The organism is Hominisplanchenecus murintestinalis (genome assembly GCF_943193015.1).
Lineage (GTDB): Bacteria > Bacillota > Clostridia > Lachnospirales > Lachnospiraceae > Hominisplanchenecus_A > Hominisplanchenecus_A murintestinalis.
In genome coordinates this window covers 172,716-188,265 of the sequence record NZ_CALPCM010000001.1, presented here as the reverse complement: position 1 = coordinate 188,265, position 15,550 = coordinate 172,716, and the positions used below count along the sequence as shown (strand labels likewise).

The following is a 15,550-nucleotide window of genomic DNA, read 5'->3' as shown; positions in this document are numbered from 1 at the left end:
CAGGAGGGAATATGAAAATAGCAATCGTAACGGGAGCGTCCTCCGGGATGGGACGGGAATTCGTAAAACAAATTTCAGAAAACTATAAATGCCTTGACGAGATATGGGTCATTGGAAGAAATGCAGACAAACTCTGCGATGTCCAAAAGGATGTCCGCATAAAACTCCGCATCCTGCCAATGAATCTGCGAAAAAAAGAGGCAATGGAACGGCTGCGCCATGCATTGGACACCCGGCAGCCCCGTATTAAAATTTTGGTAAATTGTGCGGGAATGGGAGTCATCGGAGACTTTTCCCAGCTTTCTTTGAACGCTCAGAGAGAAACCGTGCGTTTAAACTGTGAAGCGCTCACGGCAGTCACCTATGTATGCCTGCCCTACATGCACCGGAGAACACGGATTATCCAGATGTCCTCAGCGTCTGCATTTGTGCCGCAGCCGGGCTTTGCGATTTATGCCGCGTCAAAATCTTATGTATTAAGCTTTTCCAGGGCTCTGCGTGCAGAACTGAAAGACAAAGGGATTACCGTCACCTGTGTATGCCCGGGACCTGTGGACACCCCATTTTACAGACGTGCGGAAAAAATCGAAGTGATGCCTGCCTACAAAAAATGGACGATGGAAGCCCCGGCAGACGTAGTGGCAAAGGCTATCCGCGACGGGGCGGCAGGACGCAGCCTGTCCATATACGGATGGAGCATGAAGCTGTTTTTTCTATTATGTAAAATCGTCCCCCATCCCGTTATCATAGCTGCCGCCGCCCGGCTCGACACATGATAAAAAAGAAAAGGAGTACAGATGAAGATAGAAAAAGGCGAATTTGGATACATTAAGGCACAAAAGAAAAAGAGAGGGCTGATTACCTTTGGGCTGTTTGCCATTCCCATCATCATTTTCTTTACCGGGCTCTGGCAGACCGGAACGCGGCTGAACATGTTTACCTTTGTGGCAATCATGGGATGCCTGCCCGCTTCCCGCTCAGCAGTAGGATTTGTGATGATGCTGATGCAAAAATCTATGGATCCGGCTGTCTATCAGCAGATAGAAGAGAGAAGCGGAGATCTGGTGAAAGCTTATGAGCTGACGGTTTCTGCTTATGAGAAGAATACCCCCATAGACAGCCTGGTAGTGTGCGGTTACCACGTGGCGGCTTATACCAGCCGTCCGGATGCGGATACCGTGTTTGCGGAAAAGCACATCAAAGAAATCCTCAAAGGCAACGGATACCGAGCAGATGTGAAGATTTTTAAGGACTTAAAGCCTTATCTCGAACGTGTATCCTCCCTTGCAAAACAGCGGGAAACGGTCGAAAAAGACATCGTCTATACACCGAACGAATCCTACCCGGAACTTTCGCGGAGCGAGCTGGTGAAACATACGATTCTGGCAATTTCCCTTTAGGAGAAGTACATGAAAACCATTGCGATTACAAAAAATGAGGCAGGACAGCGTCTGGACAAATTTCTGGCAAAGTATTTAAACCTTGCGCCAAAAAGTTTTCTCTATAAGATGCTGCGCAAGAAAAATATTACATTAAACGGAAAAAAGGCAGACGGCAGTGAGAAAACAGCGCTTGGCGACGAAGTACAGCTGTTTTTGTCCGATGAAACAATTGAAAAATTCTCCTCTGTAAGAATCACCCCTGCTCATGGAAATCTGGATATTGTATATGAAAACGACGATATTATCCTAATAAATAAGCCCTGCGGAATGCTTTCACAGAAAGCTAAAAGTACGGACGTGTCACTGGTAGACCACCTGATTTCATATTTGATGCAAAAGGGCTGTGTGACTGAACAATCTCTTCAGGTCTTCCGTCCTTCCGTGTGCAACCGTCTGGACAGAAATACCAGCGGTATCGCAGCCGCCGGAAAATCCCTGGCCGGCCTCCAGGATATGGGTGAAATTTTCAAAAACAGAAGCTTACATAAATACTATCTCTGTCTGGTATACGGAGAAATATTAGAAGAATGCCTGGTCAAAGGGTATCTTTCGAAAAATAAAAAAACAAATACCGTGCATATTACCGCCGAAAAGCAGAACGGAGAATCACTTCCCATCTGCACGAAGTACCGCCCGGTATCCTCCGGCAGCGGGATTACGCTCCTGGAGGTGGAACTGATTACAGGGCGTTCGCACCAGATACGCGCACATCTGGCCAGTATCGGACATCCGATTTTAGGAGATGGGAAATATGGTCTTGCCGCAGTCAATGAGCAGTTCAGGCGGCGGTTCGGTCTGAAACATCAGCTTTTACACTCCTGGCGTCTGGAACTCCCGGAACTTTCAGGCGCGCTTTCGGAATTATCCTGTAAAAGCTTTACTGCCGCGCCGCCAAAACAGTTTGACAGGATTCGAAAGGAGATGGGACTTACCTATGGCAACCTGGAATTCCAGGGGGCTTCGCGGCTCCACGCTGGAAGATTTGATTAACCGCTCCAATGAGCAGTATCTTGAGAAAGGACTGGCGCTGATACAGAAAATCCCTACCCCCATCACGCCAATTAAAATTGATAAAGAGCACCGCCATATTACTCTTGCCTATTTTGACCAGAAGAGCACGGTAGATTACATCGGCGCAGTACAGGGAATTCCCGTATGCTTCGATGCAAAAGAATGTACCTCTAATACTTTCGCCCTGCAAAATATCCATGAACACCAGGTACGGTTTATGGAGCAATTTGAAAAACAGGGCGGAATTTCTTTTCTGATTATTTTTTATACGGCCAGGAACGAGTTATTTTATCTGCCCTATGCGGATATGCGCAGATTTTGGGAGAGGGCGAAAAGCGGAGGAAGAAAAAGCTTCCGTTACGAGGAATTGAACCAGGATTTCCGTATTCATTCTACAGGAGGTATACTTGTGCCTTACCTGGAAACCATTCAGAAGGATTTGGATGCCAGGGATTGACATTTTAGACCCTGTGACTTATAATGAATTTCGGTTTATTTTAATATGATACCAAATTAACACTGTGAATCATTAAAGTGAGAGGGGATACCGTATGGAACAGAGATTGCTGCATACACCGGAAGGTGTACGGGATATTTATGACGGAGAATGTGAAAGGAAGCTTACCTTACAGAACCATCTCCACGAAATTATGAAAAGATATGGTTACCGTGATATTGAAACGCCTACTTTTGAATTTTTTGACGTATTCAGCAGGGAAGTAGGAACTACTCCGTCGCGAGATTTATATAAGTTTTTTGACAGAGAAGGAAATACGCTGGTTCTGCGTCCGGATATTACTCCCTCCATTGCAAGGGCGGCTGCCAAATATTTCAACGGCGAGACAGCCCCCTTCCGTTTCTGCTATGTGGGAAATACCTTTATTAACAATTCCAGCTACCAGGGACATTTAAAAGAAACGACCCAGCTTGGCGCAGAACTAATCGGCGACAATTCCGTAGATTCTGACGCAGAAGTGATTGCCATGACAATTGAAAGCCTGTTAAGAGCAGGGCTGAAAGAATTTCAGGTGAGTATCGGGCATGCAGAATTTTTTGGAAGCCTTCTGCGTGAAGCAGGAATCCATGCAGAAGTAGCAGAGGAACTGAGACGCCTGATTTCTAATAAAAATAATTTCGGAGTAGAAGAGCTCCTTGAAGAACAACAGATTCCAGAAAACCTAAAACAGCTTTTTATTCAGCTTCCAAAGCTCTGCGGGGACATGGAGGTGCTGGAAACCGCCAGAACTATGACGCACAACGAAGGTGCTCTGGCAGCTCTTAACAGATTGGAAGAAATTTACCATATTCTGTGTATTTATGGGATAGAGCGCTATGTATCCTTTGATTTGGGAATGCTGAGTAAATATATGTATTATACCGGAGTGATTTTCCGGGCATATACCTTCGGTACCGGAGACGCGGTAGTCAAGGGCGGGCGCTATGACGGCCTTCTGGGACACTTTGGAAAAGAAGCGCCGGCCATTGGCATGGTAGTCGTAGTCAACCAGCTTTTAAATGCACTGGAGCGGCAGAAAATTGCCGTCCCATCAGCAAAAACACCTGTTTTGCTGCATTACTCTAAAGAAAACAGAGAAGAAACACTGCGCAAAGCTGATGCAATGAGACGTGAGGGCATCTATGTCGCCCTTGTACCGGAACGATAGGGAGGACTGGAAGATGAGATACCTGACATTTGCACTGGGAAAGGGGCGGCTGGCAAAGACGGCTCTGGATTTGTTTGAAAAGATTGGGATTACCTGTGAAGAGATGAAAGATAAGGACTCCCGGAAACTGATTTTTGTAAATGAAGAACTGAAATTGAAGTTTTTCCTGGCAAAAGGTCCCGATGTGCCTACCTATGTAGAATATGGTGCGGCGGATATCGGAATTGTGGGAGAGGACACTATCATGGAAGAGCAGCGGAAGCTCTATGAGGTACTGGATTTGGGATTCGGCAAATGCCGGATGTGCGTGTGCGGTCCCGCTTCAGCAAAGGAATTGCTGCTGCATCAGGAACAGATACGCGTGGCAACGAAATATCCCCGGATTGCAAAGGATTATTTTTATAATAAAAAGCATCAGACAGTGGAAATCATTAAACTTAACGGCTCCATTGAACTGGCTCCCATTGTCGGCCTCTCCGAAGTTATCGTTGACATCGTAGAGACAGGAACTACGCTCCGTGAAAACGGACTGGAGGTACTGGAGGAAGTATGCCCTCTTTCAGCAAGAGTCGTAGTAAACCAGGTGAGTATGCGGATGGAAAACGAGAGAATCACAAAAATTCTGACAGACCTAAAGTCTGTGCTGTAAAGGAGAAACTATGCGCACGATTAAATTAACAAAAGAAACAAAACAGAATCTACTGCGTGACCTTTTAAAAAGAAGCCCCGCTAGCTATGGAGAATATGAAGGAAAGGTTGCGGATATCGTAAATGCCGTGCGGGAAAAGGGCGATGCCGCTGTATTTGAATTTACGGAGCGTTTTGACAAAGCGAAACTTACCGCTGAAAGTATCCGTGTGACAGAGGATGAGCTGCAGGCAGCCTACGCACAAGTTTCACCGGAACTTCTGGAAGTTATCCGGAAGGCTCTTATAAACATCCGCAGCTACCATGAAAAGCAGAAGCGTTACAGCTGGTTTGACAGCCAGCCAAACGGAACCATGCTGGGACAGAAGATTTCACCTCTGGCGAAAGTAGGAGTGTATGTACCCGGAGGAAAGGCCGTCTATCCCTCCTCGGTACTTATGAATATTGTTCCGGCAAAAGCCGCCGGCGTGGGAAAGATTGTGATGGCAACTCCCTGCGGGAAAGAGGGAAAAGTGAATCCAAACACACTGGTAGCCGCACATGAGGCCGGAGCGGACGAAATCTATAAAGTGGGCGGTGCACAGGCGATTGCCGCGCTGGCTTTCGGAACAGAGAGCATCCCGAAAGTCGACAAAATTGTAGGTCCCGGGAATATCTACGTAGCTCTGGCAAAAAAAGCCGTTTATGGGCACGTAAGTATTGACTCGATTGCAGGCCCCAGTGAAATCCTGGTGCTGGCAGACGAGAGCGCAAATCCCCGTTTCATAGCGGCAGACCTCTTATCTCAGGCAGAGCATGACGAGATGGCAAGCGCGATTCTGATCACTACAAGCGAGGAACTTGCACGCAGGGTATCCGAAGAAATCGACAAGTTTACAGAAGTCCTTTCAAGAAAAGAGATTATCCTGAAATCCCTTGATAATTACGGCTATATCCTGCTGGCAGACAACATGGAGGAAGCCATTGACGCGGCAAATGAAATCGCATCGGAACACCTGGAAATCGTCACAAAAGAACCGTTCCAGGTAATGACGAAAATCCAGAATGCAGGAGCCATTTTCATCGGCGAATACAGCAGCGAACCTCTGGGCGACTATTTCGCCGGTCCGAACCATGTGCTGCCCACAAATGGGACGGCGAAATTCTTCTCACCCCTGTCAGTGGATGATTTCGTCAAGAAATCCAGCATCATTTATTATTCACGTGAAGCGTTAGAGCCTGTCTGCGAGGATATCATAAAGTTTGCCGAGGCAGAGCAGCTGACCGCACATGCGAATTCTATCCGTGTGCGTTTTGAAAAGTGAGGTGTATCATGGCAGAGCGTATAGCAACCATAGAAAGAAACACAAAAGAGACAAAAATCCGGCTCACACTCAACCTTGATGGGACAGGGATATGTAAAGCCGAGTCCGGCATTCCATTTTTTGACCATATGCTTTCCGGCTTTGCAAGACATGGGCTGTTTGATTTGGATGCGCAGATTCAGGGCGATACGGAAATTGATTCCCACCACACGATAGAAGACACGGGAATCGTACTGGGCGAAGCGATTCGGAAAGCAGCAGGAGATAAAGCAGGCATCGTGCGCTATGGCAGTGCATTACTGCCCATGGATGACTCCCTGATACTCTGCGCGGTAGATTTATCCGGCAGGCCGTATCTGTCTTTTGACTGCGGTTATACGGTTGAAAAAATAGGAACTCTGGATACGGAAATGATTCATGATTTCTTTTATGCCGTTTCCTATTCTGCAGCGATGAACCTGCATATTAAAAAAATCTCAGGCTTTAACAACCACCATATTGCCGAAGGTACTTTTAAGGCATTTGCAAAGGCCCTTGATGCCGCAGTCGCATATGATGCGCGCATCAGCGGCGTATTATCAACGAAAGGGACATTATAAATGATGAAAAATAAAAAACTGGCATCTTATATTTTTATCCGGGACGGAAAAGCCGTCAGTGGGCTTTCTGATGATGAACCGTGGGAGGGCGGCAATGCGGCAGAGCTGGCACAACATTACAGCAACCATGGCGCAGATGAAATCGTGGTGTTTGATTTATCTGAGGACGATACTTCCCATGAGGAGTCACTCCTGCTGATAAAGGAAATGTCCAGATGCGTTGATATCCCTATTGCAGGGGGCGGAAATGTACGGCGCATGGAAGATGTAAAAAAACTAATCTATGCCGGGTGCCGCAAGGCGTTCCTGAATTTTTCCAAACCCGAAAATGTGGAACTGCTTCCGGAGGTTTCCAGACGTTTTGGAAAAGAGAAAATTGCTGTGTGTGCCGGAAGCCTGACAGAACTTTTCGCCAACAAAGAGGCTATTGAAACCTATGCGGATGAAGTGCTGCTGCTGGCAGACAGTGTGCATGTAAATGAAGCATGTAAAGCAGTAAGCGTCCCTGTTATGCCTGTAGTGGTGCGCGCAGATTCCGGCGGAATCTTAAATCTCTTGGGCGTTGAAAACGTTTCCGGAGTATGCGCACGGGCGCTTTCGGAGCGGAGTACAGATTTCATGGGTTTGAAGCTCCTGGCGAAAGAAAAAGGGATTCCCGTAAACACTTTTGAGAGCAGTATGCGGTGGGCAGAATTTAAGACAAATGAAAATGGGCTGGTGCCGGTAGTCGTGCAGGACTATAAGACCATGGAAGTGCTGATGGCAGCATATATGAACCGGGAAGCTTTTGAAAACACTATCCGCACTGGAAAAATGACCTACTGGAGCCGCAGCCGGAATGAGCTGTGGGTAAAAGGACTGACTTCGGGACATTTTCAATATGTACGCCAGCTCTCCATTGATTGTGACAATGATACGATTCTGGCAAAAGTTGTGCAGATAGGCGCAGCCTGCCACACTGGGAATAAAAGCTGCTTTTACCGTGATTTAGTGAAAAAAGATTACGATGAGACAAATCCTATGACGGTATTTGAAAATGTATTCTCCGTAATCCTGGACAGGAAAGAACATCCAAAAGAAGGTTCCTACACTAATTATTTATTTGATAAAGGCATCGATAAAATCCTCAAAAAAGTTGGAGAAGAGGCTACGGAAATCGTGATTGCCGCAAAGAATCCAAACCCGGAAGAGATAAAATACGAGATTTCTGATTTCCTCTACCATGTGATGGTACTCATGGCAGAAAAAGGCGTAACCTGGGAAGACATTACAAAGGAATTGGCACAGAGGTAAAAATACAGGAAAGGAATTGCTGGAAATGACTGGTGAAGAACGAAGAAAACAGCTTATCCAAATATTAGCGGACAGTGAAAAGCCCGTATCCGGCGTATCCCTTGCCAAACAGCTTCATGTCAGCCGGCAGGTCATCGTACAGGATGTGGCGCTGCTCCGGGCGAATGGCTGCGAAATCTTTTCCGCAAGCCGCGGATATCTTCTGCACGCGAAAAACGACGCCAGCCGTATCTTTAAAGTGCTTCACTCAGACGAAGAGGTAGAAGAAGAGCTGACAATGATTGTAGACTTAGGCGGGCGGATACAGGATGTATTTGTCTATCATAAAGTATACGGAGTCGTCCGGGCTGATATGAATATCCGTTCCCGGAAAGATATCCGTACCTTTATGGAAGGCATCATTTCCGGCAATTCCAGCCTGCTCAAAAATGTGACATCCGGTTATCACTATCACACCGTATTTGCCGATGACGAGCAAAGCCTTGATGTGATTCAGGAGAGCTTGCAGAACCGGGGATTTCTTGCCAGACTGCAAGACTATGAGCCGGTTGACTTCCGCGGACAGTAATCCGGATACAGGGAAAATCCGGGGCGGCTTGCAGAGACTTGGAAAATCTGCTAAAATAGGAGAAGAGGAGAGGTTACTTAAGACTGCGAAAGGGGAGATCTATTCTGCGGAAGATAACAACAAAGGGGTTAAAACTGTTTCTTTTGACCAGCTGCCTGCTGGCTGCATCATTTGCATTGCCTTCCAAAATTGCTTATGCAGCGGAAAACGGATGGGTAATTGAAGGCAGCGCACATTATTATTACAAAAATGGCATACAGGTTCGGGGATTACAGAAGATTGGAAAATACAAGTATTATTTTCATCTGAAAACCGGAAAGATGCTAAAAAGCAAGTGGAAACAAATTGACAATAACTACTACTTTTTCAAATCCAACGGACGAATGGCAAAAAACCAGTGGATTAGCAAAAAATACTATGTAGATTCCAAAGGCGTGCGCGTCACCAATCGCTGGATAAAGAACAAATTCGTTGGTGAGGACGGCCGCTGGATTAAAAACTTTAAAGGCGGCTGGCAGCAAATCGGCGGAAAGTGGTACTATTATACTTCCAAAGGCAAAAAAAAGACCGGATGGCTTACATATAAGGGCAGCCGCTATTATCTGGATGCAAACGGTGTCCGCGTGACAAAAATGCAGCGCATTAAGAAAAAAGATTACTATTTTACCAAAAAGGGCGTACTGCAAAACAACGGCTGGGTCAAAACCGGTAAGTGGTATTATCACGCAGATGCAAAAGGTATTCTGGATACCAGGGAGCGTATCAACGCAAAATCTATGTACGCTGCTACACAGATAGAATATAATACCGGAACCTTGAAAATACGGCTGCAGAGGTTCCAAAACTACGGTACCACTTACTGGACGGCACGGGTTACAATTTCCAATATCAGCCAGATGAGAGCGGCTCTTTCTTACGGTACCTATGGCGGCACCCGTCAGACAACTTCCAATGCCGTAGCACAGAACCGGGCAGTGATCGGAATCAACGGAAGCGCATTTTCCTATTCATCAGGTAAACCGGGATTTGACGCTGTCATGCTGAAAAACGGAACGATATACAATAAGGCGCTGGGAACCAGCTATTCACTGATGGCAATTTCACGGGACGGAACTATGTTCAGCCCTTCTCAGGGACTAAGTGCAGTGCAGCTAAAAAAAGGCGGCGTCCGTGATACTTTCAATTTCGGTCCTATTCTGCTTCGGGACGGAAAGCCCGCCTCCCTTTACGACCAGGGATATCCGCAGGTTTATGCCAGCCCGGACATGACCGGACCATATCCCCGCTCTGCGGCAGGAATGATCCGTCCGGGAGAATACGTACTTCTGGTATGCAATGCGCCGGGGCTTACCCTGGCTCAGATGCGTACGATTTTCCGTCAGCACGGCTGTACTTACGCTTACAATATGGACGGAGGCGGTTCGGCCACAATGGCTTACCGCGGTTACATTATGAACAATCCGACAGACGGTACAGAACGCCCTTGCGGAGACTTTCTGCTGTTTAGTGAATAAACATGAAAAATACCCTCATGGCAAACGCTGTGAGGGATTTTTTATAGGAACTTCACTATATTTTTATGATATTTGCATAATGCTTCCTGCATTTCAATATTTTTTTTGTTGAAAAAAAACAGCGTCTGCACTATAATCATAGTATATAGTTAAATATTAAGGTTTAGCAGCCCGTAGGAACGGCATGAAGTTTTTACATAAATGGCGGACTGCTCAAAGAAAGGAGTGAGCAAGCATCTATGAAACAAACAGGCAAAAAGATTCTGCCCCGGCTGCTGGCATTGGTATTAGCATTTTCATTGCTTCCGGTTCAGGTGCTCTCAGCTGCGGTTTGCCTGCCCGCCGTATCTGAAGCACAAACAGAACTAAAAGACACAGAGCCACTTCCTGCCGATGTGTCAGTTTCTTCGGAAAAAGCAGAAACTGACGCAGAAAAAAGCACAGACGCAACGGAAACAGAGACAGAAAGTACAACAAAAACAGCTGCGGAAACAGAGGGGACAGAAACGGAAAATGCAGCAGAAACAGTTGCGGAAACAAAGGGGACAGAGACAGAAAGCAGCTGTGAACCCGAAACAGCTGTAAACGCCGGAAAAAAACAAAAATCCTCTTATCAACTCAATATTACCCACAGGCTCAGATTTTATGCAGACGGTATTATGAAGCAATTAGATGAGAAGGAAGTTTTTAAACTTACCGAAGATAATTTCAAAAATGGTTCATACGATTTATCACAGCACATTTTTCACCGTGAGGAATTATCGGCGCAGATTCAGGGCAGCCCTCAGCTAAATATTAAAAATTTAAAAGCGGATGCAACCTGTAATATTGTTATCCTTTACACGGTCAAAAGCGGATACAAAGCAGTTCTTAAGGACAGCCCGGCAGCCGGCAGCAGCAATGTGCGGCCACGAAGCATATACCAGGGCAGATTTGAAACCGTACAGTTTATACCCGCAAAAAGCATTACGCTGACGATTCAGTATTTGTATTCTAATACCGGAGGCATGGCAGGGGTAAAAGCAGCAGATACCGATAAAATTGAGCTGTTTCCAGACACATCCGGCCATGCGTCTTTAAAAAACTGGTCAGTTCCCCACTATATTCCTGCTTCGGGCAATACCGGAAGTAAAAATTCAAATCTGAATGGTTTCCGTGTAGTACTGAATCCTTCTCCACTAAATCAGTTCCTGGCAGTTCCGCCCACAGGCAAAGAAACACCGGAACAGATTCAAGAGGCGCTTGCCAGGGGAGATTATAACCTGAAAGAAGGAGTTGATACGGATAGTCCGGAATATCAAAATGCCTGGGCACAGGCCCGCCGTGTATCCATTAACGGCGCAGAGTTTTCCTACACTGCCCCTGCCATGTACGGCGGTCCTGCCGGGGATGAGAATGCCTATACCTTAAGTGTCTCCGGCCTGACGCAGGATATGACAGTGACCGTGTATTATCGGCGTGACACAAGCAGCTATACGGTACGCCACCTTATTCCAAAAAACAATATAGAAAATCCCGACATTACCGTAAGTGATGACTGGCAGGTTTACCAAAACAATGGCACCGTCTATGAACTTACAGAGCAGGGCCGGGTCGGCGCCATGACGAAAGCCAGATCAATAGATATTACCGGATATAAGGTTGTACATTTCTCCCAGGTGCCAATTGCTTCCGATGATTCTACCGTTGTCAATATTTACTACATGCCGGAATCCATCCGGATCATCTTTTATACAGACGACGTCTACATTGACCGCCAGCAGGTTCCTGTAGGACAGTATGTAGATTTCAGTAATTTTTATGATGAAGCAGCATATAAGAGAGCAAATGACCTGCCTGCTGATAAATCAATCAAAAAAGGTTACAGGCTCACCGGCTGGCAATACCAGATAAAAGGGAGCAATCCTGCTGAATATGCAGATGTACCGCTTAACGACAGCCATAAACTGCAATTGACAAAAGACTTTATAGATAACGCTGAAATTATTTCCAGCGTAGAAGCACAGGATATCCTTGTTCTGCGGTTTGTGCCGAAATGGGAGAAAATTACCACCTCCATCCGTGTAGTATTCTGGACAGAAAATCTAAATGGGCAAGATGTCCGGGTTACTGACACTGCGCTGGACGGCACAAAAGAAGAAAATGGGGAAATTGTGCACCAGAATCCAAATATGGACACATCTTTCAGTAATGTTGGTTCCTTTACGCTGGACAATATGTTTGAAACAGGAGAATCACTGATAGAGCAGAACGGGAAATTGGTTCAGAAACTCCAGGCCGAAATTGACAGCCAATTTACCCGGCAGATGGGAGTTGTACCTGACAGTACAATAAGCGATATTACCGGATATGAAAGTCCTATGAAAATTTCTGACTTCTATGAACCATGCAAGGAGAACCCCTATACTATCCTGGTTGAATCTGTTAAAGGAGGTAATATATCAGAAGATACAACGCAGACAACTGCAGCTGCTAATGGAAGCACGCTGGTTTATGTATACTATACACGGAAAGTGTATACGCTGGATTTTATTTATTACTTTCCTTCCAGTACTGCAGGCGGAGACGCTTCCTGTGTCCGCGCCTCAAATGATACCGCATGGTTCATCAGCAATTGGAGCAGATTTCCCGACGAAAATCCCGGAAACTGGTATGATATTCCAATAGAAAATCTAGAAGGTGTTCCTATGATAAAGACCATAGAAGCCAAATATGGGGCAAGTCTTTTGGGAACCTGGCCGGAGGAGCTCGAAACTTTACAGACCCGTAATGAAAATGCCCTGAGAATTTCCTGGACAACAACAGCAGGACTGCATAATGCACATGGAAGAAAAGGCCGGAATAACGGCTGCATTCCCGGTTCCTATGCTTCCATGGGTGCGAGTATCATTGCAGATCCTAAAAATCCGGCAAAAAAGCATTCCATAATTGCTTTTTGGAAGACATATTTTAACAGTTATCGCTATAATTATTGTTATGAAGTTCCTGGACTGACACAATCGCAGCTCGGAACGGCCGTAAAAATCTATGATGGCGCGCCAAAAGACACTACTATGAGCCCGGAAGAACAAACTCGGAGAAATACCATTTACCTGGTTCCCCAGGATAATCAGATATTCCGCAGATATGGTTTTACAGATTTACTGGAAGTCAATTATACAGGCGGACAAATCATTTATCCGGACGATGCCGGATACAATCCTAACGGAAACCTGTATTACGCGGTACGTGTCTATAACAATAATTATTATGCGATTGCCCGGCGCGCAAATGCTGCAGCCGCAATGGCAATCAATGCACAAAACGTAAGCATCCGTCCTCATTTGGAAGCAGTTAACCAGACGGCCGATCACAGTTCGGAGCTTAACAGCAGCGACGGTTCTTACAGCAATGGATATAGCACTTTAGAAAATCCTTATGATATTTATTTTTATTACACCCGTGACAGATACACAATTACTTATTTATCGGATGAATCAACAGAAATCGGCCAAATTGAGCTGCCTTATGGGACAACACTTTCCAAAACAAAATATGCATTTGATCTTAATTACAAAAAGACGAATGGAGATTATGCGCAGTCAGATTCAAATCCTGACGGATGGTCTCTGCTTATAAAGGGTGCAGAAAACACAGCAGATAAACAGGTATCCTCCACGCTTCCGGTATGTACCAAACGTGCAGCTGACGGAACAAAAATCTGGCTATTTAAAGGATGGGCTCTTGGTCCTGCCGGAACGCGGATGATGCAGTGGGAAGATAACGCCCGAAACCTGACTCCGATTCTGGACAGCAATCTGCTCCTGTATTCTGCATGGATGGCTCCCACGTACAAAGTGACCTTTGATTTTAACGGAGGTACTTTAATTCCGGGAAACAACGCCGCCGTAAATCAATATATTTCAGCAAACCAGAGCTTTGTCAGCAGCGGCCAGATTCCGCGTCTGACAAGAACCGGACATATACTGGACGGCTGGATTATCACCCGGCGCGGTACGGCATCCGGCACCATGATAGACGAAAATGCGGACACTCCGTTTAAATTTGACCAGCCTGTCACCAGCGATTTGCAGGTGCAAGCAGTATGGGAACCGACCAGTGAAGTACCCATTCAATATACGATAAGATATCTGGTAAAAGACACTGATATTAAAGTCAGGGAAGATAAGCAGATGTCCGGCCTGTTCCTGTCAGGCACTACGGTGTGGGAAGATGCGGCTCCGCCTACAGTACCCGCATATTTAGACTATATCCCCACAGAGCAAAAGGTATCTGTAAAGCTGGATTCCGTTCATCAGGACAAGAATATCATTACTTTTTATTATGCCGCGCCCGGCATGGGGCAGTATACCGTAGAATTCATAAACTATGAAACAAAGAGCCAGCCAGGCGTCCAGCCCGTGTACACCCGTGTTGAAAACGGCGCAGCAGACCAGTCGGCTGTGTATCCGACACATGCTGATTTTCAAGCGCTCAGCCAGCGAGGATACCGCCTGGTTGATGAAACGGGGAAAGATGTGGCAGATGCTTCGCATCTCCAGTCTCTGGAACGGATTGACGGAAAAGAAAACATCTTCACTTTCTATGTAAAACCGATTACGTATACGATTACTTACCTCGGAGTGGAAGATTATCTTTCTGCCGGAAACAAGCTGGATAATAAAACAGTTTACACCGTTACATCCCCCGACTTTAAACTAGTGAATCCTACACGCTATACAAAAGATGGTAAAACTTATGAATTTCTCGGCTGGAGCCTCGGAAACGGCACAACAGAAATTACAGAAAAAGCAAACCAAATTTCAAAGGATATTGTTGTTGAAACCGGTTCTACCGGGCATCTTGTCTTTGTTGCAAATTGGAATCCGGCGGTATATACGGTTACCTTCAAGCCAGGGAAACATGGCAGCCTGTCCGGCAAGAAGAAATTTGAGGGTATCAATGAAGGCGCCATCGTGTCAGAAAGCGGCGTCACAGTGCCGGACGTCAAGCCAAAAACAGGATACCGTTTCGTTGGATGGTCATACAACGGTGACGGCAGCGGAACATTGTATTCCAGTGCAAAAATACTGAAGATGAAAGTTACAAGCCATATGGTATTTACCGCACAGTATAAAACTGCCAAATCGTCCGGCGGCGGTAAAAAGCCCACTGCTTCAGAAAAACCAAAAGACACCGAAAAACCGAAAGAAACGGACAAAAACAAAAACTCCACAAAATCAGGCACTTCGAAAACCCCTGTGCTCACCGGAGTAATCTCCCGTACAGCGTCCCGCTCACCGGAAACCGGAGACGGCACAGAACTCCTTTTCTGGATGCTGTTATTCACAGGTTCGCTGCTTGGAGCAAGCATTCTGCTGGTCTCCAGAAAACGGAAAACTGTCTGAGATTTAAAATCCAGGGAATCTGCATCTTGCAGACCACCCTGGATTTTATTTTTTATGGTATAGGTTTTTGAGGGAATCTCTGATATAATAGGAAAAGCATCTATGTAAAGCAGTATTTTT

12 protein-coding genes are annotated in these 15,550 nt (G+C 46.0%); all 12 read left to right on the top strand.

What is annotated here, in order from left to right; translation table 11 throughout:
- Positions 1-11: 11 nt before the first annotated feature.
- The 12 genes from NFR99_RS00860 (at position 12) to NFR99_RS00805 (ending at position 15,430) form a co-directional block, all read left to right on the top strand.
- Positions 12-776 (top strand): SDR family NAD(P)-dependent oxidoreductase, encoded by a 765-nt coding sequence (locus tag NFR99_RS00860; protein ID WP_120481323.1) that lies wholly within the window; start codon positions 12-14, stop codon positions 774-776.
- Positions 777-797: 21 nt separating this feature from the next.
- On the top strand, positions 798-1,400 hold the full coding sequence (locus NFR99_RS00855; protein ID WP_120481324.1) for a hypothetical protein: 603 nt from the start codon (positions 798-800) through the stop codon (positions 1,398-1,400).
- Between the two features lie 9 nt (positions 1,401-1,409).
- On the top strand, positions 1,410-2,432 hold the full coding sequence (locus NFR99_RS00850) for an RluA family pseudouridine synthase (protein WP_120481325.1): 1,023 nt from the start codon (positions 1,410-1,412) through the stop codon (positions 2,430-2,432).
- The gene (locus tag NFR99_RS00845) at positions 2,377-2,910 is read left to right on the top strand and encodes a Holliday junction resolvase RecU (protein ID WP_120481326.1); all 534 of its coding nucleotides are present in this window, start codon (positions 2,377-2,379) and stop codon (positions 2,908-2,910) included. Before NFR99_RS00850 ends, NFR99_RS00845 begins: the two co-directional genes overlap by 56 nt.
- Before the next feature lie 94 nt (positions 2,911-3,004).
- Positions 3,005-4,117 carry an ATP phosphoribosyltransferase regulatory subunit gene (gene hisZ / locus NFR99_RS00840; protein WP_251352215.1) on the top strand — a complete coding sequence of 371 codons (1,113 nt, stop codon included), beginning with the start codon at positions 3,005-3,007 and terminating at the stop codon, positions 4,115-4,117.
- 13 nt (positions 4,118-4,130) lie between these two features.
- A complete protein-coding gene (hisG, locus tag NFR99_RS00835) occupies positions 4,131-4,766 on the top strand; it encodes an ATP phosphoribosyltransferase (RefSeq protein ID WP_135974788.1) in 636 nt (211 codons plus the stop codon).
- Between the two features lie 10 nt (positions 4,767-4,776).
- Positions 4,777-6,069, top strand: a complete 1,293-nt coding sequence (gene hisD / locus NFR99_RS00830; RefSeq protein ID WP_120481329.1) for a histidinol dehydrogenase — start codon at positions 4,777-4,779, stop codon at positions 6,067-6,069.
- 8 nt (positions 6,070-6,077) lie between these two features.
- Positions 6,078-6,668 carry an imidazoleglycerol-phosphate dehydratase HisB gene (hisB, locus tag NFR99_RS00825; RefSeq protein ID WP_120481330.1) on the top strand — a complete coding sequence of 197 codons (591 nt, stop codon included), beginning with the start codon at positions 6,078-6,080 and terminating at the stop codon, positions 6,666-6,668.
- Positions 6,669-7,961, top strand: a complete 1,293-nt coding sequence (gene hisIE / locus NFR99_RS00820; RefSeq protein WP_330571526.1) for a bifunctional phosphoribosyl-AMP cyclohydrolase/phosphoribosyl-ATP diphosphatase HisIE — start codon at positions 6,669-6,671, stop codon at positions 7,959-7,961.
- A 25-nt stretch (positions 7,962-7,986) separates the two neighbouring features.
- Positions 7,987-8,529 carry a transcription repressor NadR gene (locus NFR99_RS00815; RefSeq protein ID WP_120481331.1) on the top strand — a complete coding sequence of 181 codons (543 nt, stop codon included), beginning with the start codon at positions 7,987-7,989 and terminating at the stop codon, positions 8,527-8,529.
- Positions 8,530-8,672: 143 nt separating this feature from the next.
- Positions 8,673-10,043, top strand: coding sequence for a phosphodiester glycosidase family protein (locus NFR99_RS00810; RefSeq protein ID WP_251352213.1), 1,371 nt, complete (start codon positions 8,673-8,675; stop codon positions 10,041-10,043).
- Positions 10,044-10,282: 239 nt separating this feature from the next.
- Positions 10,283-15,430: an InlB B-repeat-containing protein gene (locus NFR99_RS00805; RefSeq protein WP_251352211.1), complete on the top strand. Its 5,148-nt coding sequence runs from the start codon at positions 10,283-10,285 to the stop codon at positions 15,428-15,430.
- The last annotated feature ends 120 nt before the right edge of the window (positions 15,431-15,550 follow it).

Excerpts from the sequence above, each read along its gene's own strand:
- NFR99_RS00855 (WP_120481324.1), top strand. The coding sequence starts at position 798 with ATGAAGATAGAAAAAGGCGAATTTGGATACATTAAGGCACAAAAGAAA.
- hisIE (WP_330571526.1), top strand. The coding sequence starts at position 6,669 with ATGATGAAAAATAAAAAACTGGCATCTTATATTTTTATCCGGGACGGA.
- NFR99_RS00850 (WP_120481325.1), top strand. The coding sequence starts at position 1,410 with ATGAAAACCATTGCGATTACAAAAAATGAGGCAGGACAGCGTCTGGAC.
- NFR99_RS00845 (WP_120481326.1), top strand. The coding sequence starts at position 2,377 with ATGGCAACCTGGAATTCCAGGGGGCTTCGCGGCTCCACGCTGGAAGAT.
- NFR99_RS00815 (WP_120481331.1), top strand. The coding sequence starts at position 7,987 with ATGACTGGTGAAGAACGAAGAAAACAGCTTATCCAAATATTAGCGGAC.
- NFR99_RS00860 (WP_120481323.1), top strand. The coding sequence starts at position 12 with ATGAAAATAGCAATCGTAACGGGAGCGTCCTCCGGGATGGGACGGGAA.
- hisB (WP_120481330.1), top strand. The coding sequence starts at position 6,078 with ATGGCAGAGCGTATAGCAACCATAGAAAGAAACACAAAAGAGACAAAA.
- hisG (WP_135974788.1), top strand. The coding sequence starts at position 4,131 with ATGAGATACCTGACATTTGCACTGGGAAAGGGGCGGCTGGCAAAGACG.
- hisZ (WP_251352215.1), top strand. The coding sequence starts at position 3,005 with ATGGAACAGAGATTGCTGCATACACCGGAAGGTGTACGGGATATTTAT.
- hisD (WP_120481329.1), top strand. The coding sequence starts at position 4,777 with ATGCGCACGATTAAATTAACAAAAGAAACAAAACAGAATCTACTGCGT.
- NFR99_RS00805 (WP_251352211.1), top strand. The coding sequence starts at position 10,283 with ATGAAACAAACAGGCAAAAAGATTCTGCCCCGGCTGCTGGCATTGGTA.